Here is a 25,712-nt window from a genome sequence, read left to right on the forward strand (position 1 = left end):
CTTAATTTTACATAATATCATTCAGAATCATTTAATATCATGATTTGTTGTACCTATGTTGTACCAAAAAAGATTATCTTTAGAATGATAATTAGGTATAATTATGAATTCCAGTGCATCGATAACGCTCCGAAAGAAACCTAATAAAAAAGGTTTTAATCCTCTGGCTATCCGAATAACAAAATTCAGGAAGTCATCATATCTTTATATTGGTCATTATATTGATTCTATATATTGGGATGAGACGAAAAGTATTGTTAAGAAATCTCATCCTAACGCACCTCATTTAAATAACCTTCTACTTACAAAGTTAGCACAAACAAATAAATTTCTTTTGGAATTACAGGCGGAAGGAAAAGATTTTTCCGCAGCTCAAATAAAAAATGAAATTCTTTTTTTGCATTCGGATAAAAATTTTTTTGATATCGCAGATTCACATATTGAAGAAATTAAAGCTAATAATAAATTTGGACGTTTAACAGTAGATAGGGCATATATAGGACATATTGCAAGCTTCGTAAAATCAAGACAGTTATCTTTCAAGGATCTCAATGAGAACTTTCTCAGAAAGTATATTACCTATTTAAGAAATACTAAGCGATTATCAGAAAGGACTATAGCAAACCATCTTGTTTTAATTCGGCTGCTTTTTAATAAGGCCATCCGGCAAGGTTTAATTGATCGAAAATTCTATCCATTCGGGAAAGATAAAATAAAAATTAAGTTTCCAGAGACAAGGAAAATTGGGTTAACTATTCAAGAAGTCAAAAGTATTGAGAACCTTAATAATTTAACTGAAGAAGAAAACCACACGAGGAATGTTTGGCTTTTTAGCTTTTATTTGGCAGGGATTAGAGTTGCTGATGTGTTGAAAATCCGGTGGAGTGATATTTATGATAACCGCATTCATTATACAATGAATAAAAATTCAAAATTGGTGTCTCTGCAACTTCCTGATAAAATACATTCGATTCTAAATCAATATATTCAATATAAACGAGGTGCGGATGACTTCGTTTTTCCGGAATTAAAAGTTGTTGCACCTAACGACCAGAAACAAATTTATGCCAAAGCTAAAATTGCTAACAAATGGCTGAATGCACACTTAAGAGAAATAGCGAGGAAAGCTGGCATTACCAAAAAGCTAACGATGCATATCTCCAGGCATAGTTTCGGAAATATTGCAGGGGATAAGATTCCTGTTCAAATGCTTCAACAATTATATAGGCATTCTTCAGTGACAACTACAATGATGTACCAATCATATTTTATTAGTCAGGAGACAGATAAAGCATTGAACAATGTTGTTGATTTTTGATGTTGGTACTGTCTTTATTTTTTAATCTTTCACACGTATTAGTTCCTTTTTGGCTCTTTTTATGCTCCAGACCTAAAAGGATCATTCATTCCTTTTTCTAAATTAAAGTGACATTTAATATCAGTTGATGCTTTTATCCCTTGAGTTTTTTCTAAGCGACATCAAATTGTATTATTCTCATTCAAAATAAATAAATATTATTTTTTATTCAACTAAAGGATTCTTTCGCTAAATTTAATTGATGATTTGTCATTACTTTAATGAAGGCGAGAGATGTCCATGGAAAGAGAGGATTTATATATAAGAGTTGGGACCCAGTATTACAAACTGGTAAAAGCACCAAGCATTTCCGGTCATATAAATGAGTCCCTGGTTCCGTGGAATATTGAAACTATCCGGCAGGATCATGGAAAGACTTATCTTGCAGGAATATCGAAGTTTGATGGCTTCACCTGTATTCCCGATCATCTGAATTTCAAATCATCCTACCATAACTTCTATAATACCTATGCGCCGCTGAGCCATAATCTAGAAGAAGGGGATTGTCAGGTCTCTTTAAGTTTTGTGAAGCATATTTTTGGAGCTCATTACGAATTGGGTTTGGATTACCTGCAACTCCTGTTTACCAGGCCTACCCAAATCCTACCTATCTTATGCCTGGTCTCGAGGGAACGCTCCACAGGGAAAAGTACTTTTCTTAAATGGCTGAAACTCATTTTTGAAAATAACCTTACCTATCTCACCAATGATAGTTTCACTAGCCAGTTCAATGCTGATTGGGCAAATAAGCTCCTGATCTGTATCGATGAAGTGTTGTTCAACAAAGAGGAGCTGACTGAAAGGATCAAATACTTAAGCACCACCAATATCAATAAACTGGAGGCAAAAGGGAAGGACAAGCGGGAAGTAGAATTCTTCGGAAAGTTCATCCTCTGCAGTAATAATGAAGAAAACTTCATCAAGATAGACCATCATGAAACCCGCTTCTGGGTATTACAGGTTCCTATGATAAAGAAAGAGCAAACAGAATTCCTGGAATCCTTAGCCAAAGAGATTCCTGCTTTTCTTTACTACCTGAAGAATAGAAAGCTTCATTCCAGGCATCAAACCCGTATGTGGTTTTCTGCTGATCAAATAGAAACTCCTGCTTTGAAAAAACTGGTGCAGAATAACCGGAACAGGGTGGAAAGGGAACTGGCCAATATGCTTCTGATGGTGATGGAGGACCAGGACCTGGAAGAGCTGGATCTTTGTCCGATGGATGCCTATAACGCCATTAGTAAATCCCGACTTCGAACCGATCTTACCCAAATCCGGAAAATCCTGAAGAAGGACTGGAAGCTGGAGAACCAGCCCAATTCCAACCGCTACCAAAAGTTCCTGCTCTGGGGAGATGGTACTGCTACGTTCAGAGAAGCTAAAGGACGCTATTTCACTATAAATAAAAATTTCCTTCTGGAGAATTTCGAGGATGATAAAATCAGCTGAATTCTCTCTTCCGAAGTGAAAAATGATGAAATGATGACAAAACGATGACAAGGAATCCCCAGTGTTTGCGGGAGGTTTCAGCTGCTGTCATCGTTTCATCAAAATGAAAGCTGCTTTTGAGGGTAAAACTTTGAAATACTATTTATTTTTTGATGAATTGATGACAAGGTAAAATAAGACCAGTAATAGCAAGGGTTTAGGCTGTCATCATTTTGTCATCAAACTGTCATCAAAATAAAAATGATGACAAAAGAAGAAAAAGAAGACATCTGTCAAAACATACCAAATAGCTCTAAATAAAATGCTGATGAAAACAAAAAGAATAAGCTGTGAAACAGCCCGTAGCATTTGCATCGTCAAAACGCTGGCAAAGCTAGGGCACTTCCCCAGCCGCAAATCGGAAAAAGAAGCCTGGTTTCTGAGTCCCCTTCGGTCAAAAACCCAGGCCTCTTTTAAAGTGTCTTTTCGACTCAACAGGTGGTACGACTTCGGAATCGGAAGAGGAGGAAATGTGATCGACCTGGTATGTTTAATTTCAAATTGTTCGGTAGCAGAAGCATTGGATTATTTATCAGAGGGCATACCAGTTTCTCAGTCCTACGCAGATCTTGGAAGTAACAGGCAAAAAACCGAACCGAAAAATAAAATCTTGAAGGTTTTGCCTATAGAACATGGTTTACTGAGGAAGTACCTTTCTTCCCGTAAAATCCCTTTCGAGATTGCAAGAGCGTACTGTAGGGAGATCCGGTATGAATGCCTCGGAAGAACATTCTTTGCCCTTGGACTGCAGAACCATTTAGGCGGATGGGAACTTCGGAACCTTTACTGTAAAAGTTCCACTGCACCTAAAAGTTATACTTATTTAAAGAAAGGGAGAAAAAAACTAATAGTACTTGAGGGAATGTTTGACCTGCTATCATTGGCAGTTATAATCCCGAAAGAGATAGAGAGAGCAGATTTAATAATTCTGAATTCCCTGTCTTTTATACCTGAAGCCCTTCCGCTTTTTAAGAACTATAAAACAGTGACCTTATACTTAGACAGAGATTCTGCCGGAATAGAAGCAGCTGAAAATATCTTAAGAAATTATCCGCAGTATCAGGATGGGAGTAGCCTGTATGAAGGATATAAAGATCTCAATGAAATGCTCGTAAAAAACATAGATAGCAAATGTCTTATTGCTAAGAATGATAAACTGGCTACAGATAAAACATAATTAAAACTGCATCCAATTATCATTTTGAGGAGCAAAGCGAGATGTGTCATTGTCATGACAATCTTGCTTTACTCCCGGAGGTCGCAAAGGCTAAAAGTAAAAAAATGAAAAGGGAACACATCCAGATCCGCTGCTCGATATATGAGAAAAAGCTGCTCAAAAGAAGGGCGGCCAGGGCAGGAATTTCCCTTTCAGAATATATCCGCTCCACTGCCTTCGAGAGAAATATTGTTGAAAGAATGACTCCGGAGCAGCTGGAATATTACCGGATGCTGGTACAGTACAAAAACAATTTTGCCAGGATCAGCAGCATGTTTAAAAAGCGGGATCCAAAACTAGCTGCCACCGTAGTGGAGCTTGCGGAAGAAATAAGGAATCATCTAAAAAACTTTAAAAAATGATAGGGAAAGGACATGCCATATCCAGCACCAGAGCCTCCATAGCCTATGGCTGGAACCAGGAGAAAGAAGCCGAAGTAGTTCTTAAAGAATACCTGGCAGGAGATACTCCCATAGAGATCACTGAAGAATTCAAGATTATCCAGTCCCAGAACGAACGGTGCATTAACAATACCCTTAGCTTCGTTGTGAGCCCCACCATAGAAGATGGCAAGGATTTGTCACATCAAAATCTTGGTAAAGTTGCAAAAGAATTTTTGAAAGAGATGAATCTGAAAAACCATCAGGCCATTGGTTTTGTACATAGGGATAAGGAGCATATCCATATCCACATCTATGCAAACCGCATCAGCCTTTCTGGAGAAGTATATAAGGACAACTTTATTGGAAAGCGAAGTCAAATGGCCGCAGATAATGTTGCTAAACAATTAGGCTTTACAAGAGTAAAGGAAGTACAACAGGAGAAACTGCAGGAATTAAGACAACATCGCAAGGAGGTCCAGACCATCCATGAAAAAGTGCTGCAGTCCAGGCCTAAATCCCTGGACGAGTACATTAAAAGAATGCAGGAACAGCAGGTGAGGGTAATACCCAGTATCAACAAATCAAAACAGCTGCAGGGTTTTCGGTTTGAATACAAAGGAGTGAACCTGAAAGGCAGCGAGATCCACAGGGCTATGAGTGGCAATAGAATTATCCTCGGCATCAGTCAGAACACTAACATCACCAAACTAAAGGAGGCACCGAAGTCTATGCAATTATTAAATAGCACGGTACAACTTAGCACCGGGATCATAAATAAAATAGCAAAAGACCTGGTAAAACAAGTCATTAAAAGAGCACTGGATACAGGAATAGGAATGGGATATTAAAACAAGAAGATGAAGAAACTGGATGAAATAATGGAGTTGATGGCTGATGAAATGCAGGACTTCCAGGTAGGACTTTTGCAGTTGAAGAAGATGACAGGTGAACTTCAAAACCGTAGTATTCCCATTAGTACTGAAGTGATGGAAGAACAATTGAATTTTTTCTTTCAGAAGCAACAGGAAAAAGAAACAATAGCCGTAGAAAAATTAGCCGCCATTGATGAAAAACTGAAGAATGCTTACATCCTTCCGAAGAATTTAGGGATCATCTTTGGATGTTGTTTAATCCTTCTGATTACCTTTATTGGGTATTTAAGTTTTGAGGTAATAGAATCAAAAAATGACACAATTGAAGCTCATCAGGTGCTGGAAAAGGAACAAGTGAAAATGTATGACCGGTACTTTTCAGAAAATCCGGAAATAAATGAAGCTTTCAAAAACTGGCTGCAAAACCAGAACATTCCATAATGCGCCCTATGCTGTTTTTACTTAACGCTTAACTTCCCGTACGCTATAAAAACAGCACAGGATCCCGCGCAGGTAAGTTATGGTAGATATGGGGCTATTTTGCGGAAAACTTTTTTTGGAACACATTACGATTGGAGCCAAAGTAAAGGAGAGCCGATTGTGCCACTATAATAATTTAATAAAACATCTATGAGGCTACTGACCTCATTTCATTGATCTTTTTGCCTCGAGAATTATAAAATTTGGTTCCCACAGTCCGGTAGCATGATTTATTTTCTGCTTATACCAAAAAAACTAATAAGACATTTTCTTTTGTTCACCCTTAAGTTACCTATTATGGGATTTTAGCTAATGGAGTTATTTTGATAAAGCTTCAAGTTTGATCTTACCCTGATTTGCAAAGGCTGTAATTTTTCTTATTAATCCGCTATAAGAAATCCACCCAGAATAATTTCCAATCCTTCTGCTTTGGGCCTTTATTCAAAATCTCCTGATGCTGCCTTTGCCGAAATACTGGCAACAGCAAATGGGCTCACTTATTTTAAATGTCTCATTTGGAAAGGAGGGAATACTCCAGCAGAGGCAAAAAAGATATTTGATTTTTACACTTACGTCTTTGATGCCGCACAGATCGAATCAGCGCAACTAAGGTCCTTCATGCTCCTAACCAATATGGAGATGTAAGTCCTGCCGGCAGAGATGATCTGGGAATAACAAGCATGGATCCGGCTGAGGCAATACCTATTTCCTATTTGAAATGTTTTGGTTTCACTTTTCTATGTTTATTAAATGACTATCCTGTCGAATTAATGATCCTAAATTTGCATTAAAACTGTTGGCCGATTATGAAATGGGTTTCCCAACCATTGGAAGTATTTTCACCAGGAAGAGGATCAAACCCATACCCAAAATCTATTCCTAACAATCCAAAAGCAGGCATAAATATTCTCAGGCCTGCACCGGCTGATCGATTTAGTTGGAAAGGGTTTAAGTTTCTGAAGCCGTCGTAAGAAGCACCTGCCTCCAAAAATGTCAGAGCATAAATAGACGCCGATGGTTTCAACGTAATGGGATACCTCAGTTCAAGAGAGTATTTATTATAGATGGTTGCACCGTCATTAGTGCTGGTTGCATTGCTGCTCTCTGGTACTAAAGATTGGTTTGGGTAACCTCTTAGCGCGATCGCTTCCCTTCCATCCAGGCTGTACGTGCCCATGCCGTCTCCCCCTAGAAAGAACCTTTCAAAAGGTGGAATTCCACGATTATTATAGGCACCCAAAAATCCGTATTCGGCGTGAGATTTCATCACCAGCTTTTCATATAGATTAGTGTACCATGTTCCACTGAACTTGATCTTGTAAAATTCCAGCCATTTGAATTTTTCCTGGTCTATTTTTGATTGATCCGGCACAGGGTCTTCTCCCGGTTGTAAGGGTGTACCTTGGCTGTTGATAAGGGTTCCGTTTTCGTTCTCAAGCTGAAATTCTCTCTCGTCACCTAAATTAGCATAATCAACATCATTTAAAAGAGAATATGGCGGAGTCAATTTCGCGATGACTTCAAATTTTGAACCCCCTGTAGGAAAGATCGGGTTTACAGAGGTGTTGTTCCTTGTAAGCCCGATAGTATAAAAAAGATTATTTGAATATCCGTCACCAAAGGTAAATAAACCTGTATTATAATTACTCAAATTATAATGCTGGAATCCGACAGAGTGAGACAACACAAAGAAATCATCAGGAACTCTTAATTGTTTGGCTAATCCGAAGGTAACACCTGTGATGGTAAATTTCTTATCTCTGTCAGCACTATATGATGTGTAGTCGTAGTAAAACTGTTCAGTGTGCTGGAATGATGTTGAAAGCCTCACCGGTTTTTTTCCTCCCCACCAGGGTTCAGAAAAAGACAGACTATAAGTTTGGTAATAGGTACTGGCTTGTGCTCTTAAAGAAAGGGTTTGTCCGTCTCCCATTGGAAGAGGTTTATAAGTTTCTTTGTCAAAAATTCCTGCCAGGGAGAAGTTGTTGAAAGAAAGCCCAAGGGTACCTACAAATCCACCGCCACCATAACCACCTTGTAATTCGACCTGGCTGCCACCACTTTCAACTACACTATATTCAAGGTCAAGAGTTCCACTATTACCGTCTACATTCTTAAATTGCGGCTCCAATTGCTCAGGATCAAAGAAACCGAGCTGCCCAAGTTCCCTGATGGTCCTGATCACGTCCTGTTTACTGTATTTGTTACCCGGTTTGGTACGCAATTCACGATAGATTACATGATCTTTCGTCTTGTCATTTCCGACTACGGTTATATCATTAAAATAGGCAATTTTTCCTTCGTGGGTCCTTATTTCCAAGTCAATGGTGTCGTTATAAACCCTTACTTCAACAGGATTGATGTTTGCGAACAAGTAACCGTTGTTCTGATAAAGATTGGTAAGGTCATTTGCATCAGGTTTAGTCTGATCAGCTATTTGTTTTTCCAGCAAAACTCCGTTATAGACGTCACCTTTATTAATTCCTAAAATCCTTCTTAATTGGTCATTTGTGTAAACACTGTTTCCAAGGAAGGTGATTTCTCCGAAGTAATATTCACTACCCTCTTCCACTCTCAGTTTTAAGGCAACATCATCTTCATCTACTTGTAAAAGAGTATCTGAAACGATCCTGGCATCCCTAAAGCCTTTTTCTTTGTAGTTGTTAATAATCTTTTTTTTGTCTGCTTCATAGTCTTCCTCAATAAATTTTGACCTTTTCCAGAATCTGAAAAAATTCTGTTGTTTCGTATTTTTCATTGATCTCCTCAGCTTGGCATCGGAAAATTGTTCATTACCTTCAAAAACGATCTCATCGATCTTTACTTTTTCACCTTTATCAATATTCACGATCATGTTCAACAGGTTGCTGGTTCCCGTTGTATCTTCTATAGGAATAGTGTTAATTGAAACTTTTGAATAGAAAAAACCTTTGTCCTGGTATTTTTTACGAATGTAATTGCGGGTAGTTGTCAACAGGTTTTCTGTAACCTTAACTCCCGGCGTAAGTTTACTTTCCTTAATGATCTCTTCCCTTTCCTTCTTTTTAACACCCTGAAGCCTTACTTCGCTAAGGACAGGGACTTCCTGGATCTCTAGTTCAAGATTTGCGGTGTCCCCTTCAATGCTTGTTACAAAAATATTGATGTCGCTAAAAAGGTTTGATTCCCACAGTTTTCTAATAACTTTGCTGATCCTGTCTCCAGGGATGAAAATTTTTTCGCCTGATCTCAGACCTGCATAAGCAATTACCGTTTGTTCACTATAGGAGGTAGTACCGGTTACGGTAATTTCTCCAATGGTATATTCTTTGCCATTGGCAAGTGGCAGATCCTGGGCTTGTGATAAGGTCGTATAAGATAGGCAGATTGCCACCAGTGCTATAATTCTTCTGGCATTAAATGCACTAACTAAGTTGCTCACTTGTTTTTCCAAATCTTCTTTCTCTGTTTTGATAATTAAAAATAGCCTCCTATATGACAAAGACATGTTTATAAGTTTTAATCTTTAAAAAGGACTCAACCCTACATTCTCTTCAGTTTTCCTTCTTGTGTTTTAAATATTTGGGTGCTTTCATTTGATAATATTCAATTAAATCAAACCGTTTTTCGGGCCTTAAAAGGATATAAAAATTCGGGTTTTCCGCACAGTAATACACGAAATTGACTACATGTTCCTCCGGGATCCCAAGATCTTCGATAAAAAAGAGGCGTGGCACTGCTTCCATTCCTTCCTGCACAATGGCCTTTAATTTTTCTATTTTCTCATACTTTTCTAGCTTATCCATAGTGCCGTTGAGAGTATTAAAAGCCCAACTTATTGCTGTACTTTTCGCCCTGTGCATTTGCCTCTCTAAAGGAGTCAGAGATTTTTTTAGAGGAAACCCGAAATCAGCCTGATTGTATGTTTTGATTTGGCTCAAATCCCGATTTAGGCTTCCCGTTAGATCAATATTGCTGATGATTACTTCATCCAATTCATTCAATTTTCCAATTAATTCAACATTTAGAAAACTCTCCTGTAAAACTTCCGGAGTAATAACCATTTCCAAAGTTTGGTACTGTAGGGAGGAAAAAATGAGCGTATCCATCTCACTCACCTTTATTTCGAATTCTCCGGAAGGCAGGTTAGTGGTACAAATATCTTTTGTAAGATTAATGATATTGATGGAACTGCCATCGAGAGAATCGGCTGATATTTTTCCTTTCAGGATCGTTACCTCCTGTGAAAACACAGGTTTTACAAAGAGAAATGAGAGAGCAAGAAAGATATATTTTATCATAATGGATACCTTACAAATTTTCAAACCTCCTTTTGGAAGATCAGGGGTATTTCACAGCAGAAAACGAATGTTAGAAAATATGATGGTTTACCTACCGGTGGCTAAAACTGAATCAGTACAAAAAAAATTCTTCCTACTGGAATTTACTCTTCAGGAACCAGATGTCCTCGAGACTTATGTTCAGGCTAAACTGGTGGTAATTTTCCTGAATTAATCCGTTGGAAACCTGCCCTTTTTTTCCGTAGGAATACATGAGGTTGAACATGGAATTACGATCTTGCTGTACGGGAAGACCTAACCCTATGCTTACTCCGTAATCTGAAATCTTTTCTCCGGAAATTTCCAGATTTCCTGAACTATAATTGAGCCCTGCCCTGTATTGGATCCTGTTGGCATAGGAAAGAGGGCTGCCGTTGGTTGAAAATTCCATACCTAAACCAACCACGTCCTGATCTACGTATGAACCGAGACCATCTTCCTGATTCGTGGAAGTCCATAATTCTTTGGTGTAGTCAAGGTTCAATGAAAGATTTTTCCTGAGCCGGGCGTTCAAACCCAATCCCACTTCCAGTGGAAGGGAGAAGGCATCAATATCATCTTCAGCCTCCGAGCTTTCAACAAGAGTAGTCCCGTCAAGATAAAGGTCCATTGTTTGTTCCTGGGTTCCACTTAGGCTGGTGGGCAATTTAATAGTGGAACCAAAAGAGATTTTTTCAGAAGCATCATACTGTAGCCCCAGGGCTACTCTAAATCCGTTATACCTGTTGGCTTCCGTGAATTCGAGAATATTACTGTTGATGTAATCTACCTCATTTTCGGATATTTTTCCGAATAAATACGAACCGGAAGCTCCTATACGGAATCGCTCACTAATGGATAAACCATAATTCAGTTTAATTTCATTAAGTCCGCCCGAGCCTGTTATATAAGAATAAAAATTCTCGTTAGAACCTTCAATCTCTGTTTGTACACCCGAGATTGTATATCCTACGTTCGTATAAGGCAGCAGGCTAATTCCCACGCCAGATCTTTTGTTTATAGGGAAAGCAAATGCGAGATTTGAAAAGTTTCCGTTTGTAGCAGATCCTTCGGCACCTGTTTCCTGCATTTCATTGATCTCATATTTTAAACCTATATCATAAAAGAAGCTGTTTAAAGGGATAGCACCATAGGATGCGGGGTTGAGGCTGTTAATAAAAGTTGTGGAAGGTAAGGCAATACCGGCTTTCCCGAGGGCATTTGTTTTACCTGTACTGAGTTGGTTTGTAGTGCCAAGGCCATACAGGGAATAAGGAGAATTGGACAAAGTATTTGATTGTGGGTAGAGCGCAGCACTGTATATTATACTGAAAAAGCAAAAAAGCAGGATCTTATTCATCGTAAAGAGCATAGGTTAATTCTAGTTTGATCTTTTTGGGATCGGGCGCATTTTCCCCATAGAAAATATACCGGTCTATGGAGGAATTGAAATTTTGGGAATACATGGCGAAATACCATTTACTACCATTAATATCGGTCATTTTCGTATCGATATAGTATTTGAGGGGCACAGTATAAGTGAGTGTGCTGAATTCATCATCTTCTTCTTCAATTAAACCCTGTACAGTTGCACTGTTGTAATCAGTCAGCTGCCCTACAATTTCAGATCGTTGATTAATGATGTAAAACTGCAGGGAATCCCTGGTAAAGTGGTTCTTGTTGGCTTCAGTTTGATCTAAGGAGATCTTTAGATTGGCTTCTATAATGGTGCCCGTTCCTTCAATATCATTTAACCTTTCTAGGTATGGGATATCTATTCTTGTTGCAATCCCCAATCCCGATTGGATAAAAATTTGATCGTTGGTTGCTGTACTGGGCAGGTAAGTCTCTTTATTTTCAATAGCATCAAAATAGGTATTGCTGAAATTTGAAGAGACATGGTGAAAACTGTTTGTTGAGCTAAGGCTAAAATCCAGTTCATTTTCTTCATCTTCTGCTTCCTGTTCAACGGTATAGAAGATGCGTACATAACTATCTTTGGAAAAACCAAAAATAGCACTGTTGCCACTGTCTGCCTGGACGATTAAACCCTGGTACTCTCTCAGGAATTCTTCTGAACTGGTAATGTTTTTACTCTGGATCCTGTTAAAGATTTCCTGGCCATAATCATCATTTAATTTTATATACAGGGAGTCCCGGGAAAGATAAGGAGTGAAATTTTTCGTGGCCAGATTTTCTTCTGAATAATTAAAATCTGTTGTATTGTAGTAATAATCCCCATCATCATCCGGTTCAATATCTTCCAGTACTTCAGCAACTGTAAATTTTTGGGTCTGAAGGGTATCATTGTAGAAATAGCCATCGTATTTCAAAATAAGAGCGATGGAATCAAAAGTACCTTTACTGTCAATTGTAAAGCCTGAAGGATTTAACTGCAGGTAGGCTTCACTTTTTACCACGCCAAAAGTACGATCACTGTAAGCTCCTATTAACAACCGGTCTGTTCCCGAGACAGAAATAGAATCAAATTTAAAGGTAGAGGCTTTTACAGTTAATGTATCAATCGAATAGACTTCAGTGCTGGTATTGGCCCAATCTTCTCCCACATTGAGCAAAGAGTCATCTTCACTGCAGGCAGAAAGAAAAAGAAGAAGAAGGATTCCTCCTTTTTGTAAAATTTGGATTAGTGAACGGTTCATAGTAGTAGAATTTCCGGCAAACCTACTCCAACAAGCCTGTTCCTTAAAAAATCATATATACCTTCCCTTTTCTTATAGACTGGAAGCAGGTTTTTATAGACGAACCCGTTCAAAAATATTAATCTCCGTAAATTTTTTGTTGGTATATAAGAAGCGGGAGTTCGTCGAGTATGTTTTAGTAAGCCGGTTCGCTGAAATAGTTTTGGCGAAACTTTTAATTGGAATGCTAAAAAAGATAATGTTGATACTTTTCTTTGGTTTTGGAGCAACAACATACGGCCAGTTTCAGGAAACGGGTGTCGAAGGAAACTACAATCTGTATCCTGCAGGCAGTAGTGATGTTGGCCTTAACAGCATAGATGTTAAAGGTCGGTTTTTACTGAACTTCGGAAAGCTGAAATTACAAAATGAAACTTCCTTTGAGAATTACAACTTCAGTTATCCTTTTGAAACCACCTTTAATACAGAAGATATTGAGAATTATAAAATCTTCGGAAACAGGATTCATTTAGGATATTCAGTTTCCGGGAACTGGGATGTGCATAGCTACTTTAAAATTTCCCTGGCCTCAAATTTTCAAAGTGGGATTACTTCAGAAGATTTTCTGTATACCGGTGGTGCATACATTTTGAAAAAAGGAGGAAGTGTCGCAAATCCATCCTATTTTAAAATAGGAGCCGGATATGAAACTTATTTCGGAAAACCTCAAATATATCCTCTCGTAAGCTACTACAAAAGGTTAAATGAAGAATTTACGGCAGAAATAGGATTCCCGAAAACAGAAATATTTTTCACACCTAATGAAAAATACAGCCTTAGCGCAAAACTCGATTTTACCGGAACTTACTTGAACCTTGGCGAGCCTTTACAGCCAAATTTGCAGTATACTGCTGAAAAAACCGGGCTTTCATCCACTGTGCTTTCCATAAACTACAATTACGTGTTGGATGATGCCTGGTCTTTCAATATAGGAGGAGGTTATCTTCTAAACAGCAAGTACAGATTGCTGGATAAGAATAACAATGAGGTCTTACAATTTGAGATAGCGCCGCGGCCCATTTTTAGTACCGGAATAAAACTGAATCTTGAAAAATAAATTAATGATCAAAAAGATGATAAAGAATAGAAAATTTTTAATTGGAGTAAGTATTATAAGTTCATTGTTTATGATGAGCTGCTCAAGCGATGATGATGATTATGAACGCGGAAACTGGGTGACAAGGTCTGTTTTTGATGGTATTCCAAGAAGTAATGCAGTAGCGTTTACCATTGGGGATAACGGTTATATGGGAACAGGATATGATGGAGACGATTATTTACAGGATTTCTGGGAGTATGATACCGAAGGAAATTACTGGGTGCAAAAAGCCGATTTCCCCGGTGCAGCAAGAAGTGCAGGCGTAGGCTTTACTATTGATGACAAAGGGTATGTAGGAACAGGTTATTCGGGTATTACAGAACTTAGTGATTTCTACGAATATGATCCCGCTACAAATACCTGGGAAAGAAAAGCCGATTTTTTAGGGGGAGTAAGAAGAGAAGCCTTAGGTTTCGGCGTAGACGGAAAAGGATACATAGGCACGGGATATGATGGGAAAAATGATAAGAAGGATTTCTACAAGTATGATCCCGCAACAGACGAGTGGAGTGAACTTGTTGGATTTGGTGGGGATAAACGAAAAAGTGCCACCAGCTTTACGATAGATAACGTTGTTTACATTGGAACAGGAATCAGTAACGGGCTTTATAAATATGATTTCTGGGAATTTAATCCCGAAACAGAGGTTTTCACCCGTAAGAACGATCTTAATGAGGATGATGATTACCAGGTCGCAAGGTACAATGCGGTTGGTTTCGAACTGCAGGGGCTGGGCTATATTGCAGCAGGATATAGCGGGGGAGCTTCCTCTACAATATGGGAGTATGATCCATTAGCAGATACCTGGGAAGAAATCACCTCTCTGGAAGGAACCTCCAGAGAAGACGCGGTTAGCTTCTCCACCGGAGAAAGGGCATATGTCTTAATGGGAAAATCCGGTACTCTTTACCTGGATGATATCTACGAGCTCTTTCCTCAGCAGGAGTATGATGACGAAGATTAAATTGTTGATTGGTTTTTTATAAGTTAGTTTTGTTTAGTAGTAGGAACCCAGAGTGATTATTAACAGTACCCCGTTAAAAAAGCTCTGGGTTTTTGCATAAAAAAAGGAATTATGGGTATTTATAAAGCAAAAAGAATAATGATACCTTTGGTGTGTTTGATACTTAGTATAACCGGTACTGTTGGATGGAGTGGAAATGATGTCCAGAAAGGTTTTAATACTGAAGTGTATCAAGTGGAATCAGGTTATGGATATCTTATCGCGAAGAATGATCTTGTGTTGATAAGACAGGAATTTATTCCTGCAGTTTCTCAAAAGCAGCCTTTTTCAACATCTGAAGAAGCAGAGAAAGTAGCACAGCGTGTAGTTAGTAAACTTGAAAAAAAAGAAAATCCGGGAATCAGCGTAAACGAATTGGAAGAAATGGCAATAAATTATAAAAGTAAGTTTTCTTTACCCGCCGCAAGATAATGAAGATCAAAGAATATAAACCTTTCCTGGTTCACCTGGTAGTGTGGCTAATTTTTTTGTTAATAAGCCTCGTCCCTATCTATTCAGAAAATGATGGTACTATTGACAGACATTCCATAGTACGATTGTGTATTAATTTTGCGGTTTTTTATATCAATTACCTCTATCTAGTTCCATATTTACTACTAAAGAAGAAAACCTACCTTTACCTGTTCTGTGCTGCGGCAGTAGTGATCCTGCCCGTTATTTTATTTGATGATCCTCCACCGCCGCCGGCAGAATTTCCCAGGCCAGGGGAAATGAGGCCGCCACGAAGATCTTTTTTTCTTTTTATTCCAGTCCTTAGCAATCTCGCTTTCCTTGTAGCAGGAACTTCTGTAAGGGTTTACTTGGAATGGAATGAAAATGAAATGAAGAAAAAAGAAATTGAAAACCAAAAAAGTAAAGCAGAACTTTACTTTTTACGCAATCAATTAAGTCCTCATTTTTTATTCAATTCCCTTAACAGTATTTATTCTTTGAGCGCCAAGAAGTCTGATTATGCGCCGGAGGCTATTATTACCCTTTCTGAATTGATGCGGTATATGCTTTACCAAACAGACAGTGAACTGGTACTTTTAAAAGATGAACTGGATTATATTCAGAATTATTTAAAGCTTCAGAGATTGCGAATTGCAAACAATGAGAATGTCACTTTTAATATCAAAGGTCCTGTTTCCAACCAAAAAATAAGACCTTTGTTGTTAATTTCTTTAATTGAAAATGCATTTAAATATGGAACAGATTTTCAGGGGAATACCGAAGTGAAGATCAAGATCATAGTTTCTCCAAACGATCTAAAATTTATATGTTCCAATATTATAGGGCATCGCAAAAAGGATAATGAAAATGCGGGAATTGGTTTGAAGAATACTCGTAGCAGGCTTGAACTCCTGTACCCGCAAAAGCATGAATTTATAGTTGAAGAGAAAAATAATAGGTTTATAGTTCAACTGCACCTGGATCTTACTTTATGAAATGTGTTATAATTGATGACGAGCCTTTGGCTATAGAAGTGATAGAATCCTACCTTCAGAAAATAGGAGGGATGGAGATTGTTGCCAAATGCACCAACCCCCTGCAGGCAATAGGTACCCTTAATAAACATCAGGTGGATTTAATATTTCTTGATATTGAAATGCCAAACCTCACGGGAATAGACCTTGTAAAAAGTCTGGACAATCCACCCCAGTTCATTTTCACCACTGCTTACCCACAGTACGCACTACAGGGTTTCGATCTGAATGCTACAGATTATCTTGTGAAACCCATTCCTTTTCATCGCTTCGTAAAAGCTGTTTCCAGGGCATCAGAAAAATTGGAAAGCAGAAGTCAGCCGAATTCAGAAATTATACCACCGGCCGAACCTGATGTGATTCAGCATTACGATGATTTTATCTTTGTTCGTGCAGATTATGAAAATGTCAAAATATACCTGAATGAAATAAGATATATTGAAGGCCTAAAAGATTACATAAAAATTCACCTAAAAGGGGATGCAAAGCCGGTACTTACCCTGTCTAATTTTAAAAGTATACTTGAAAAACTGCCTCCGGTAAAGTTTCTGCGGGTTCACAGGTCTTATGTGGTGAATGTCGATTTCATTACCTCTGTTCAAAAAACGCGGCTTCTTCTTACGGATACCAGGGTTCCTATTGGAGATACTTATAAAGAAGCGGTGCTTAAGCGATTAAAGCTTTAGATTTATTACTTTTGAAATAAAGGTGTCGTAAGAAATTTTTCGCACCACTTTAACCTGTTTTTTATAAAATTTCCTATTTCCTTTTTTTACTTCCGAAGCAATCCTTCCGAAGAAATTTTTATTTAGCTGTTTTTTGATTAAACGTCTAATTTGTAGAAAGGTTACTGTTTAGGTTGTAATGTAAAATTAAATTTGTAGATAAAAATAATCTTTTCATCCTCAAATATATCCTGTACTTCTATTTCGTTTCCTAAGTCCCTTTAGCTATCGGAATTTTGTGATGTAATACAAGTTAATCATCATAAAATGAAGAGATATATTATCATTGTTTTGTTTCTCTGTTCCTTCATCTCACATGCGCAGGAAGGCTTGCAGGAGGTTCGTGAAAAGATGACAGATCAAGCTCCCCAAAAAGAGATTTGGACGTTGCAGGAGTGTCTTAGTTACGCAACAGAACATAACCTCACCATTCTCAGTGCTCAACTGGATAGAAGCAATGCCGTTGTGAACCACAAACAATCAAAGCTGGAGCGATTGCCAAACCTTTACGGTGGTGTATCCCAAAGTCTTACCAATGGATATAGCATAGATCCTATTACCAGTGCATACGTCAATGAACAGATTCACTCTACCAGTACTTCATTAAATACATCGGTTACATTATTCCAGGGAAATCAATTGAATAACCAGATAAAACAAAATGAGCTCCTGGTAGATCAAAGCTCACTTTATGTCAAAGAAGCCGAAAATAATATTATCCTGAGTATAACCGAAGCTTACCTGCAGGCGCTGTATTACAGGGAAGCTATTTACGTTGCACAAAATACTCTTGAGGGATCAAATAAAGAAGTTGAAACAGCAAAAGCCCGGTATGATGCCGGTGCTATCGCAAAAAAGGATTATTCAGATGCTGTTTCTCAGACTGCTTCAAATAAATACAATCTAATAGACTCCCAGAACAGGTACAGTGCCCAGGTGCTGGTGCTTAAACAACTTCTTGAACTGGAGCCTGAAGTGGATTTTCAAATTGAAGAACCAGATATAGACTATAATGGGTCTTCTATAATTCAAAATAAAACAGAAATATACCGCGAGGCACTGGCAAGCCTTCCTGAAATAAAAGCCAGCGAACTTAATGTTGATATTTATGAAAAAGACCTTGACATAGCAAAGGGAGGTTATCTGCCATCATTATCGCTTTCAGGAAGTTTAGGAAGTGGATATACCAGTATTCAGGATTTGACTTTTAGCGATCAGTTTGATCTCAATTTTAATCAGCGTGTTGGTTTATCCCTCAATATTCCCATCTTCAGTAGGGGTCAGGTCAAAGCACAGGTGCAGACCGCTAAAATCAATATTAAAAGAGCGGAAATAGACCTAAGGACCGAAGAAAAGGAACTATATCAAAAAATAGAAACAGCCTGGAGAAATTCTGTTTCTGCACAGGAACAAATCACAGCTGCAGAAGCCGCTCGTAATGCGGCGAGGGATTCTTATGCACTTGCTCAGGAACAATATGAAGTAGGCTCTATCAACACCACAGATCTTGTGCTTAGTCAAAACCTTTACACTAATGCTGAACAAAATTACATTCAGGCGAAATACCTGAGCATTTTATACAATCAACTGCTTCAATTTTATCAGGGAAACGAAATCAAAATTTAATCAAATGAAAAATAAAAAGATCAGGATAATAATCACTTTTATCATCATAGTGATACTGGCTGTGGCGGCTTATTTCTTCTTCAGGGGAAACAACGAAACCACAGTACAGGTCGAAACCCTTACCGTCAAAAAAGGAGATGTGACGACTATGGTTACTGCCACCGGTACCATTGAGCCTTTAACCGAAGTTGAAGTAGGAACCCAGGTTTCCGGAGAAGTGGAAAAAATATACGTGGATTATAACAGCGAAGTTAGTAAAGGGCAATTGCTGGCTGAACTGGATAAAACCAATTTAAAGGCGGCAGTACAAAAGGCGGAAGCCAACTATGAAAATGCAAGGAATGAATTTAAGTATTATGAAAAAATATTTAACCGTCAGGAAAAACTGCTGGATGAGGAAGTAATCAGCCAGTCAGATTTCGATGATGCAGAATATAGCTACAGCAATTCCAGGAGCGCGGTAACGCAGTCGCTGTCAGCCTTACAGGAAGCGCGAACCAACCTTGGATATGCCGATATTTATTCCCCAATAGATGGTGTTGTGCTCTCTAAAACAGTAAACGAAGGGCAGACAGTAGCTGCTAATTTCGAAACTCCAACTCTCTTCACAATAGCTCAGGATCTAAAACAAATGCAGGTTGAAGCTGATGTAGACGAAGCTGATATAGGAAATGTCAAAGAAGGCCAGCGGGTTTCGTTTACGGTGGATGCTTATCAGGGGGAAACTTTTGATGGTACTGTAACACAGGTAAGGTTAGATCCATCGGAAGAAGAAAGTGTGGTTACCTATACTGTGGTGATAAAAGCTGAAAATCCCGAATTAAAATTAAAACCCGGTTTTACTGCGACAGTTGCTATCTATACGCTGGAATTAAGCAATGTACTTACCATCGAAGCCAAAGCGGTAAATTTTGAGCCAGACATGGAATTGTTGCGAAGGTACCATGAGCAGAATGGGGCAGAGCCTTCCCAGCCTCTACAGAAGGTACCGGCGCCTGCAAATGACCAAAAAACAGTGGTATGGCAATATAATGCAAATGCTGCTATTACTCCACAGATAGTTAAGTTGGGTGCCAGTGACGGAGTGAACATACAGGTTTTAGAAGGGCTTAAGGAGGGAAACCGGCTGGTCTACAATCTCAAAACCGAAGGTAAGGTATCGACCCGGCAGGAAAGCAGCAGCCCTTTTATGCCACAACCTCCGGGAAGAAATGATAAGAAAAAACAACCGAATGATGAGTAAGACCATTATTAAAATAGATGACCTTAAAAGGGATTTTGTGATGGGGGAAGAAACAGTACATGCCCTTAAAGGAGTCTCTTGCAGTATCATGGAAGGAGAGTTTGTGACGATTATGGGATCAAGCGGTTCAGGTAAAAGTACTATGCTCAATATTTTAGGGTGCCTGGACCAGCCATCTTCAGGTACCTATGAAATTGATGGGGTTCTGGTAAGGAACCTAAACCGGAATGCCCTGGCAAAAATAAGGAATGAAAAAATCGGATTTATTTTTCAGTCTTACAACCTACTCCCCAAAACCTCTGCCCTGGAAAATGTAGAGTTGCCTTTATTGTACAATAGCAAAGTTTCTACTGAAGAGCGAAGGGAAAGGGCAGTGAACGCACTAAAGCAGGTTGGCCTTGGCAGCAGGCTTGATCATACTCCTTCCCAGCTTTCGGGAGGGCAACAGCAGCGGGTAGCAATTGCCCGCTCCCTGGTAAATGATCCGGTTGTAATACTGGCCGATGAGGCTACCGGAAACCTGGATACCCGAACGTCCTATGAGGTGATGGCCCTTTTTCAGGATTTAAACGAGAGGGGAAAAACAATTGTCTTTGTAACTCACGAGCAGGATATTGCAGGTTTTAGCGGCCGCACTATAGTGCTGAAGGATGGAAATAAAATTAAAGATGAGGTGAATAACAACATCTTGATGGCGCACAGGGAATTAGCAGCCTTGCCTAAAGAAGATTAATATGAGAATTGTGAATTTACTTAAAATAGCATGGAGAGCAATAAAGCTCAATAAAATGCGGACATTCCTCACGATGCTGGGAATTATTATTGGTGTGGCTTCGGTAATTGCAATGCTTGCGATAGGAGAAGGATCTAAAGAGAGTATTAAATCCCAGATCTCAAGTATGGGCTCTAATATGATCACCATAAGGCCCGGTGCCGGGATGCAGGGCGGTGTAAGAACAGATCCCGGCTCTATGCAATCTCTTAAACTGGAAGATTACAAGGCCCTGAAAGAACAGGCAAGCCTTCTTACTCATCTTTCCCCCCAGGTTAACGGTACCGGACAGGTGATTAATGGACCCAATAACTGGCCCACTTCTGTTTACGGAGTAAGTCCCGATTATACAGATATACGGGTACTGGAAGTTGAAAACGGAAGTATGTTTACTGATGCCGAAGTAAGATCTGCAGCAAAAGTGGCAGTGATTGGCCAAACAGTGGTAGAAAACATTTTTCCTGATGGAGAAGATCCTGTAGGTAAAATGATACGGTTTAATAAGATTCCATTTAAAGTTATTGGAGTTTTAGCACCTAAAGGAGAAAACACCTTTGGACAGGACCAGGATGATGTGATCCTGGCTCCCTATACCACTATTCAGAAAAGAATCCTTGCTATAGATCATTTTCAGGCTATAGTAGCTTCTGCTGTGAGTGAAGAACAGGCACAACAGGCTGTGGAAGAAGCATCCGAAATTTTACGCGATCAGCATAATATTGGGGAATATGAAGAAGATGATTTTAACGTGTTTTCTATGGAAGAATTGATTTCTGCTTTTAGTTCCACAAGTGAGATGCTAACTGTTCTATTGGTTGCAATTGCCAGTATTTCACTCTTTATTGGCGGAATTGGGATCATGAATATAATGTATGTTTCAGTAAAAGAGCGCACGAGGGAGATTGGCTTGCGAATGGCCGTTGGAGGGCAGGAAATGGATATTCTCATGCAGTTTTTGATAGAAGCAATTTTAATAAGTATTACAGGAGGAATTATTGGGGTGAGCCTGGGTGTCGCCACAACCCTTTTAATTGAAAATATTTTACAGTGGCCCACCTTTATCACAGCATATTCTATCATTATCTCATTTGCTGTGTGTGCATTTACCGGGATCTTTTTTGGCTGGTACCCCGCCCGAAAAGCCTCTTCTTTAGACCCGATTATAGCCTTACGATATGAATAGTAAGAACAAGTTCAATATAAATGAGTATAAATCTTAAAACCTGAAGATATAAGAATAAATTTTTTGAATTAGTCTAAAAGGCTGCCGGTAGGCGGCCTTTTTATTCTAGGAGGGTAAATACCCCGATGCTTGCATCGTCAGTAAATGCCTAGAGTTTGAAAACGTGTTCCACTAAAATGCTCCGTGGGCTTGCCCCGGAGAATTTTACTTTATTTTAATTTCAGGAGGATGTCGAAAGTAAACCTCAATCAAACCATTATTCTCTCTTCCTATTTTTTTATTGAACCTGGTAAACAGTTCAACTCACTGTCAAGTGTATCGCTTAAAGGAGGTGGTTTCATAAAAGCTTCATACTTTACCTGCCCAGAGACGGGTAGTTAGCGATTTTGGTCAACCACTGCTCTGTTCTTACTAATAGAGTTAAAAACTTTTAAAGGTGTAAGATTTCATATTTAAATGAGGCTATGCCCTTTGTACTGGTAATTGTCCTGTCTGTGTTTGACCAGAGATTCATCTTCATCCTGGCGGAAAGAAAAGGAAGATATCTTCTTTTTAGTATGGGTAAATCTGCCTTCACTAACCTGTTCTGTTAAAGCAAGTAATATTTTTGTATAAGCGCTTTTTAAGGACAAATGCCACCACAAAATTATTAATCTACTTGATATTTTAGTTGGTATAGGAGATTGGTTAGTTTGTCGAGTAAGTTTTTGAGAGCCGGTTAGTTGAGCTAATTTTGGAGGAACTTTTACGGAGATCATTAGTGGTGCCGTAATGGACACCGGGAAAAGAAACAGAACTTTTTCCCCAGCAAGCGCAGGAAGAATTTTGTTCTTTAAATTGATTTGTGATTGTTGATTTTAGGAGGAACCCCTGAGTAGACATTAATCTCCCCCTGGTTAAAGAAGCCTGGGGGTTTCAATTAAAAGTAATTGTGCAACAATATACCTGGACAATTGGCGCAAAAATCATTAAAAACAACAGGTATTGATTAGGAAGGAATTTATTCCTGCAGTATATCAAGACCACTTTTGGCTCCATAAAGGAAGCAAAAAAGGTGAATGAGTGATTAAAAACTTAAAAATAAAGAGATCCCGGATTCCTCATGGAATAAATGGAAATCGGTATAAAGCGGGTTATTCTTTTCCGGCCGGGAAATAAGATCAAAGACAAAAAAACATCCAGGGCGTCCGTATAGGCACATCGTTCTTTTCCTGTTCCTGTCACACTGTTGTCAGTCTTATTCAGCCTCCAGGGTTTTGTAAGTGCCTTATAACCGCCGATAAATTTTTTGAATATACAAACTCCCTTTTTTCTTAAAAATTAAAAATCAAAAGAATGAAAACATTAAATGAAATACCATTATTAATCCTGGGTTTGACCATGCTGTTTCTTGTTGGATGCAGCACAGATGATAGTATAACTGACGAAGCTGAAAGTGAAAGTAGGCAAGCTACTGAAGAAGATGGCCTAACCCATGAAGCCTCGGAGGATTATGTATGGGATGATGCAACTGTAATAGATATCGTATTGAATGGCACTTCCATTACGACAAGTGACGATGTAGTTACCATTGACGGCACCACCGCTACATTAACAGCGGCTGCTACTTACCGCGTGACTGGAGACCTGGAAGATGGGCAACTTATAGTAGATACTGAAAACAATGATGCAGTACAAATCCTGCTGAATGGGGTGGAAATCAATAACAAATCAGGTTCTGCCTTTAATATTATAAATGCTGAAAAAACAATCATCATAGTACTGGACGGAACAACAAATTATTTAGCCGATGCCTCCTATTATTTAGATTCAGGAGACACAGAGTCCGATGCAGCCCTTTACAGCAATGATGATCTAACGATCTATGGTGGAGGTACTCTCGTTGTGCAGGGAAATTCTAACGAAGCAATAAAAAGTAATGCGGGTCTTATTTTAAAGGAAGCAAATATTGAGGTAACCTCCATAGAGAATGGAATAGAGGCAAAGGATTTCTTACTTGTTAAGGATGGCTCATATAAGATTTCAGCCGGGGGTGATGCCTTTAAATCCAGTAACGATGCTATTACCTCTGTAGGATATATTACTATTGAATCGGGAAATTTCATCATAATTTCGGGAGAAGATGGACTGCAGGCAGAAAGTAAGCTAAGCATTGCCGGGGCTAATTTAAATATCACCAGTGGTGGGGGAAGTAGTGCATTATTGGGAGAGAATTCTTCCAAAGGAGTTAAGGGTGGTACAGGGGTTACTATAGAGACAGGTGCTATCCTGAACATAGACGCTGCCGATGATGGAATACATTCAAAAGAACAGGTTACCATAAACGGGGGAGCTATTCATATAACATCTGGAGATGATGCCATACATTCTGATGAGAATCTGGAAATAAATGACGGAGAGATCGTAATCTCAGGGTCTGTAGAAGGTATTGAGGGAGCTGAGATTAGTATAAACGGAGGTAATATCCATGTTGTTTCAAGTGATGATGCTGTTAATGCTGCAGGAGATGCCGACGGTTCTAACTACTATCTATATATCAATGCGGGGTATCTGGTAATTGACTCGGAAGGTGACGGAATAGATGTAAACGGAGTACTGGAAATGACAGATGGTGTCGTTATTGTGAATGGACCAACATCTTCCGGAAACGGCGCCATTGATTATGACAGGCAATTTAATATCTCCGGCGGATTTTTATTAGCAGTAGGCAGTTCAGGTATGGCGCAGGCGCCAAGTAATTCTTCGAATCAAAATTCTGTCCTGGTAAAGTTGAATTCGGGCCGGGAAGCAAACACGCTGATACACCTTGAAAACAGTGATGGCACCTCCCTCTTTACCTTTATGCCGGCAAAAGCTTTCCAGTCCGTGGTTTTTTCTTCTCCACAGTTAAAAACCGGCGAGTCATACAACCTCTACCTGGGAGGTAGTTCTAGCGGAACAGCTACAGATGGTTTATATAACGAAGGAAACTACACCAGTGGAAGTCTTTACAAAGAATTTTCTCTCTCGTCTACAGTGACAACATTAAATTAAAACGTGCAGAGAAAGAGATGAAAATCACCAGATTGAAGCGTCACAAAAAAAACTTTTATAGAAGCAGATAGGATCAATGAAGCTGATGGGAACTATTTTAGGTACTGGGAGAAATGAATATGTAGAATATTAAAACAAATAAAAATGCAAAGAAAAGAATTTTTAAAAAATGGATTGTTTGGGCTGGGGACCATTGTTGCTATACCAACCATTGTTGCATCTTGTTCAAAAAATGATGACAGTTTAATACCTATTGATGATGAATCGGCAACTACCGGTGATTGTGAATTATCGCCAAGTGAAACTGCCGGACCTTTCCCAATAAAAACGCCGGCTGATTTAGTAAGAGAAAACATTATTGGTAATCGCTCGGGTGTTCCTCTGTTAATTACACTTACAGTTCAGGAGGAGAGTAATGATTGCAAGCCATTGGCGGATATTTTGGTTGATATATGGCATTGTGATGCCGATGGTAATTATTCCGAATATGGAGGTTCCCAATGCAATCCACAAACTATACTAATGAACACTTTTTAAGAGGAAGACAAACCACCAACAGCAACGGACAAGCCTTTTTTATAAGCATTTTCCCAGGTTGGTATAACGGTAGAGCACCGCACATTCACGTGGAAATTTTGGACAGTAACGGCAATTCAATACGCGTCACCCAGATCGCTTTTCCCAAAACTGTTTGTGACACTGTTTATGCGTCAGATGGGTATAGAGGAGAAGCTAACACATTGAATGA

The 25,712-nt window shown here is 39.0% G+C and carries 21 protein-coding genes; 17 read left to right on the forward strand and 4 right to left on the reverse strand.

Features of this window, described 5'->3' with window-relative positions:
• Positions 1–103: 103 nt before the first annotated feature.
• The 6 genes from V5739_RS09755 (at position 104) to V5739_RS09780 (ending at position 5,757) form a co-directional block, all read left to right on the forward strand.
• On the forward strand, positions 104–1,318 hold the full coding sequence (locus V5739_RS09755; protein ID WP_423818007.1) for a phage integrase SAM-like domain-containing protein: 1,215 nt from the start codon (positions 104–106) through the stop codon (positions 1,316–1,318).
• Between the two features lie 279 nt (positions 1,319–1,597).
• On the forward strand, positions 1,598–2,806 hold the full coding sequence (locus V5739_RS09760) for a primase-helicase family protein (RefSeq protein WP_423818008.1): 1,209 nt from the start codon (positions 1,598–1,600) through the stop codon (positions 2,804–2,806).
• 307 nt (positions 2,807–3,113) lie between these two features.
• Positions 3,114–4,022, forward strand: a complete 909-nt coding sequence (locus V5739_RS09765; protein ID WP_423818009.1) for a toprim domain-containing protein — start codon at positions 3,114–3,116, stop codon at positions 4,020–4,022.
• 104 nt (positions 4,023–4,126) lie between these two features.
• Positions 4,127–4,423: a mobilization protein MbpA gene (gene mbpA / locus V5739_RS09770; RefSeq protein WP_423818010.1), complete on the forward strand. Its 297-nt coding sequence runs from the start codon at positions 4,127–4,129 to the stop codon at positions 4,421–4,423.
• Positions 4,420–5,292 (forward strand): relaxase/mobilization nuclease domain-containing protein, encoded by an 873-nt coding sequence (locus V5739_RS09775; protein WP_423818011.1) that lies wholly within the window; start codon positions 4,420–4,422, stop codon positions 5,290–5,292. Before mbpA ends, V5739_RS09775 begins: the two co-directional genes overlap by 4 nt.
• A 9-nt stretch (positions 5,293–5,301) precedes the next feature.
• Positions 5,302–5,757 (forward strand): DUF6730 family protein, encoded by a 456-nt coding sequence (locus V5739_RS09780; RefSeq protein WP_423818012.1) that lies wholly within the window; start codon positions 5,302–5,304, stop codon positions 5,755–5,757.
• Between the two features lie 826 nt (positions 5,758–6,583).
• On the opposite strand, the gene V5739_RS09785 is transcribed toward V5739_RS09780, so the two are convergent.
• The 4 genes from V5739_RS09785 to V5739_RS09800 form a co-directional block, all read right to left on the reverse strand.
• The gene (locus tag V5739_RS09785; RefSeq protein WP_423818013.1) at positions 6,584–9,283 is read right to left on the reverse strand and encodes a BamA/OMP85 family outer membrane protein; all 2,700 of its coding nucleotides are present in this window, start codon (positions 9,281–9,283) and stop codon (positions 6,584–6,586) included.
• Positions 9,284–9,329: 46 nt separating this feature from the next.
• Complete coding sequence (locus V5739_RS09790) at positions 9,330–10,076, reverse strand: hypothetical protein (protein ID WP_423818014.1); 747 nt, start codon at positions 10,074–10,076, stop codon at positions 9,330–9,332.
• A 133-nt stretch (positions 10,077–10,209) separates the two neighbouring features.
• Complete coding sequence (locus V5739_RS09795; protein WP_423820512.1) at positions 10,210–11,466, reverse strand: hypothetical protein; 1,257 nt, start codon at positions 11,464–11,466, stop codon at positions 10,210–10,212.
• Positions 11,447–12,754 (reverse strand): DUF4270 family protein, encoded by a 1,308-nt coding sequence (locus tag V5739_RS09800; protein WP_423818015.1) that lies wholly within the window; start codon positions 12,752–12,754, stop codon positions 11,447–11,449. Before V5739_RS09800 ends, V5739_RS09795 begins: the two co-directional genes overlap by 20 nt.
• A gap of 223 nt (positions 12,755–12,977) precedes the next feature.
• Here V5739_RS09800 and V5739_RS09805 point away from each other — a divergent pair, with 223 nt between their 5' ends.
• The 11 genes from V5739_RS09805 (at position 12,978) to V5739_RS09855 (ending at position 25,501) form a co-directional block, all read left to right on the forward strand.
• Positions 12,978–13,850, forward strand: coding sequence for a DUF6268 family outer membrane beta-barrel protein (locus V5739_RS09805; RefSeq protein ID WP_423818016.1), 873 nt, complete (start codon positions 12,978–12,980; stop codon positions 13,848–13,850).
• Positions 13,840–14,856: a Kelch repeat-containing protein gene (locus V5739_RS09810; protein WP_423818017.1), complete on the forward strand. Its 1,017-nt coding sequence runs from the start codon at positions 13,840–13,842 to the stop codon at positions 14,854–14,856. Before V5739_RS09805 ends, V5739_RS09810 begins: the two co-directional genes overlap by 11 nt.
• Positions 14,857–14,967: 111 nt before the next feature.
• On the forward strand, positions 14,968–15,327 hold the full coding sequence (locus tag V5739_RS09815) for a DUF4907 domain-containing protein (RefSeq protein ID WP_423818018.1): 360 nt from the start codon (positions 14,968–14,970) through the stop codon (positions 15,325–15,327).
• Positions 15,327–16,343, forward strand: a complete 1,017-nt coding sequence (locus V5739_RS09820) for a sensor histidine kinase (protein WP_423818019.1) — start codon at positions 15,327–15,329, stop codon at positions 16,341–16,343. The genes V5739_RS09815 and V5739_RS09820 overlap by 1 nt, the downstream gene beginning before the upstream one ends.
• Positions 16,340–17,068, forward strand: coding sequence for a LytR/AlgR family response regulator transcription factor (locus V5739_RS09825; protein WP_423818020.1), 729 nt, complete (start codon positions 16,340–16,342; stop codon positions 17,066–17,068). The genes V5739_RS09820 and V5739_RS09825 overlap by 4 nt, the downstream gene beginning before the upstream one ends.
• Positions 17,069–17,374: 306 nt before the next feature.
• Positions 17,375–18,733, forward strand: coding sequence for a TolC family protein (locus V5739_RS09830; protein ID WP_423818021.1), 1,359 nt, complete (start codon positions 17,375–17,377; stop codon positions 18,731–18,733).
• 4 nt (positions 18,734–18,737) lie between these two features.
• Positions 18,738–19,976 (forward strand): efflux RND transporter periplasmic adaptor subunit, encoded by a 1,239-nt coding sequence (locus V5739_RS09835; protein ID WP_423818022.1) that lies wholly within the window; start codon positions 18,738–18,740, stop codon positions 19,974–19,976.
• Entirely contained in the window at positions 19,969–20,709 is a 741-nt protein-coding gene (locus V5739_RS09840; RefSeq protein ID WP_423820465.1) for an ABC transporter ATP-binding protein, read from the forward strand. Before V5739_RS09835 ends, V5739_RS09840 begins: the two co-directional genes overlap by 8 nt.
• 1 nt (position 20,710) lies before the next feature.
• A complete protein-coding gene (locus tag V5739_RS09845; RefSeq protein ID WP_423818023.1) occupies positions 20,711–21,931 on the forward strand; it encodes an ABC transporter permease in 1,221 nt (406 codons plus the stop codon).
• Positions 21,932–23,266: 1,335 nt separating this feature from the next.
• A complete protein-coding gene (locus V5739_RS09850; RefSeq protein WP_423818024.1) occupies positions 23,267–24,964 on the forward strand; it encodes a carbohydrate-binding domain-containing protein in 1,698 nt (565 codons plus the stop codon).
• A gap of 144 nt (positions 24,965–25,108) precedes the next feature.
• Positions 25,109–25,501 carry a hypothetical protein gene (locus tag V5739_RS09855; protein ID WP_423818025.1) on the forward strand — a complete coding sequence of 131 codons (393 nt, stop codon included), beginning with the start codon at positions 25,109–25,111 and terminating at the stop codon, positions 25,499–25,501.
• Positions 25,502–25,712: the final 211 nt, after the last annotated feature.

It is taken from the genome of Salinimicrobium sp. TIG7-5_MAKvit, assembly GCF_049569215.1.
In the GTDB taxonomy this organism is placed as follows: Bacteria; Bacteroidota; Bacteroidia; order Flavobacteriales; family Flavobacteriaceae; genus Salinimicrobium; species Salinimicrobium profundisediminis.

Excerpts from the sequence above, each read along its gene's own strand:
- V5739_RS09755 (WP_423818007.1), top strand. The coding sequence starts at position 104 with ATGAATTCCAGTGCATCGATAACGCTCCGAAAGAAACCTAATAAAAAA.
- V5739_RS09760 (WP_423818008.1), top strand. The coding sequence starts at position 1,598 with ATGGAAAGAGAGGATTTATATATAAGAGTTGGGACCCAGTATTACAAA.
- V5739_RS09765 (WP_423818009.1), top strand. The coding sequence starts at position 3,114 with ATGAAAACAAAAAGAATAAGCTGTGAAACAGCCCGTAGCATTTGCATC.
- mbpA (WP_423818010.1), top strand. The coding sequence starts at position 4,127 with ATGAAAAGGGAACACATCCAGATCCGCTGCTCGATATATGAGAAAAAG.
- V5739_RS09775 (WP_423818011.1), top strand. The coding sequence starts at position 4,420 with ATGATAGGGAAAGGACATGCCATATCCAGCACCAGAGCCTCCATAGCC.
- V5739_RS09780 (WP_423818012.1), top strand. The coding sequence starts at position 5,302 with ATGAAGAAACTGGATGAAATAATGGAGTTGATGGCTGATGAAATGCAG.
- V5739_RS09785 (WP_423818013.1), bottom strand. The coding sequence starts at position 9,283 with ATGTCTTTGTCATATAGGAGGCTATTTTTAATTATCAAAACAGAGAAA.
- V5739_RS09790 (WP_423818014.1), bottom strand. The coding sequence starts at position 10,076 with ATGATAAAATATATCTTTCTTGCTCTCTCATTTCTCTTTGTAAAACCT.
- V5739_RS09795 (WP_423820512.1), bottom strand. The coding sequence starts at position 11,466 with ATGCTCTTTACGATGAATAAGATCCTGCTTTTTTGCTTTTTCAGTATA.
- V5739_RS09800 (WP_423818015.1), bottom strand. The coding sequence starts at position 12,754 with ATGAACCGTTCACTAATCCAAATTTTACAAAAAGGAGGAATCCTTCTT.
- V5739_RS09805 (WP_423818016.1), top strand. The coding sequence starts at position 12,978 with ATGCTAAAAAAGATAATGTTGATACTTTTCTTTGGTTTTGGAGCAACA.
- V5739_RS09815 (WP_423818018.1), top strand. The coding sequence starts at position 14,968 with ATGGGTATTTATAAAGCAAAAAGAATAATGATACCTTTGGTGTGTTTG.
- V5739_RS09820 (WP_423818019.1), top strand. The coding sequence starts at position 15,327 with ATGAAGATCAAAGAATATAAACCTTTCCTGGTTCACCTGGTAGTGTGG.
- V5739_RS09825 (WP_423818020.1), top strand. The coding sequence starts at position 16,340 with ATGAAATGTGTTATAATTGATGACGAGCCTTTGGCTATAGAAGTGATA.
- V5739_RS09830 (WP_423818021.1), top strand. The coding sequence starts at position 17,375 with ATGAAGAGATATATTATCATTGTTTTGTTTCTCTGTTCCTTCATCTCA.
- V5739_RS09835 (WP_423818022.1), top strand. The coding sequence starts at position 18,738 with ATGAAAAATAAAAAGATCAGGATAATAATCACTTTTATCATCATAGTG.
- V5739_RS09840 (WP_423820465.1), top strand. The coding sequence starts at position 19,969 with ATGAGTAAGACCATTATTAAAATAGATGACCTTAAAAGGGATTTTGTG.
- V5739_RS09845 (WP_423818023.1), top strand. The coding sequence starts at position 20,711 with ATGAGAATTGTGAATTTACTTAAAATAGCATGGAGAGCAATAAAGCTC.
- V5739_RS09850 (WP_423818024.1), top strand. The coding sequence starts at position 23,267 with ATGAAAACATTAAATGAAATACCATTATTAATCCTGGGTTTGACCATG.
- V5739_RS09855 (WP_423818025.1), top strand. The coding sequence starts at position 25,109 with ATGCAAAGAAAAGAATTTTTAAAAAATGGATTGTTTGGGCTGGGGACC.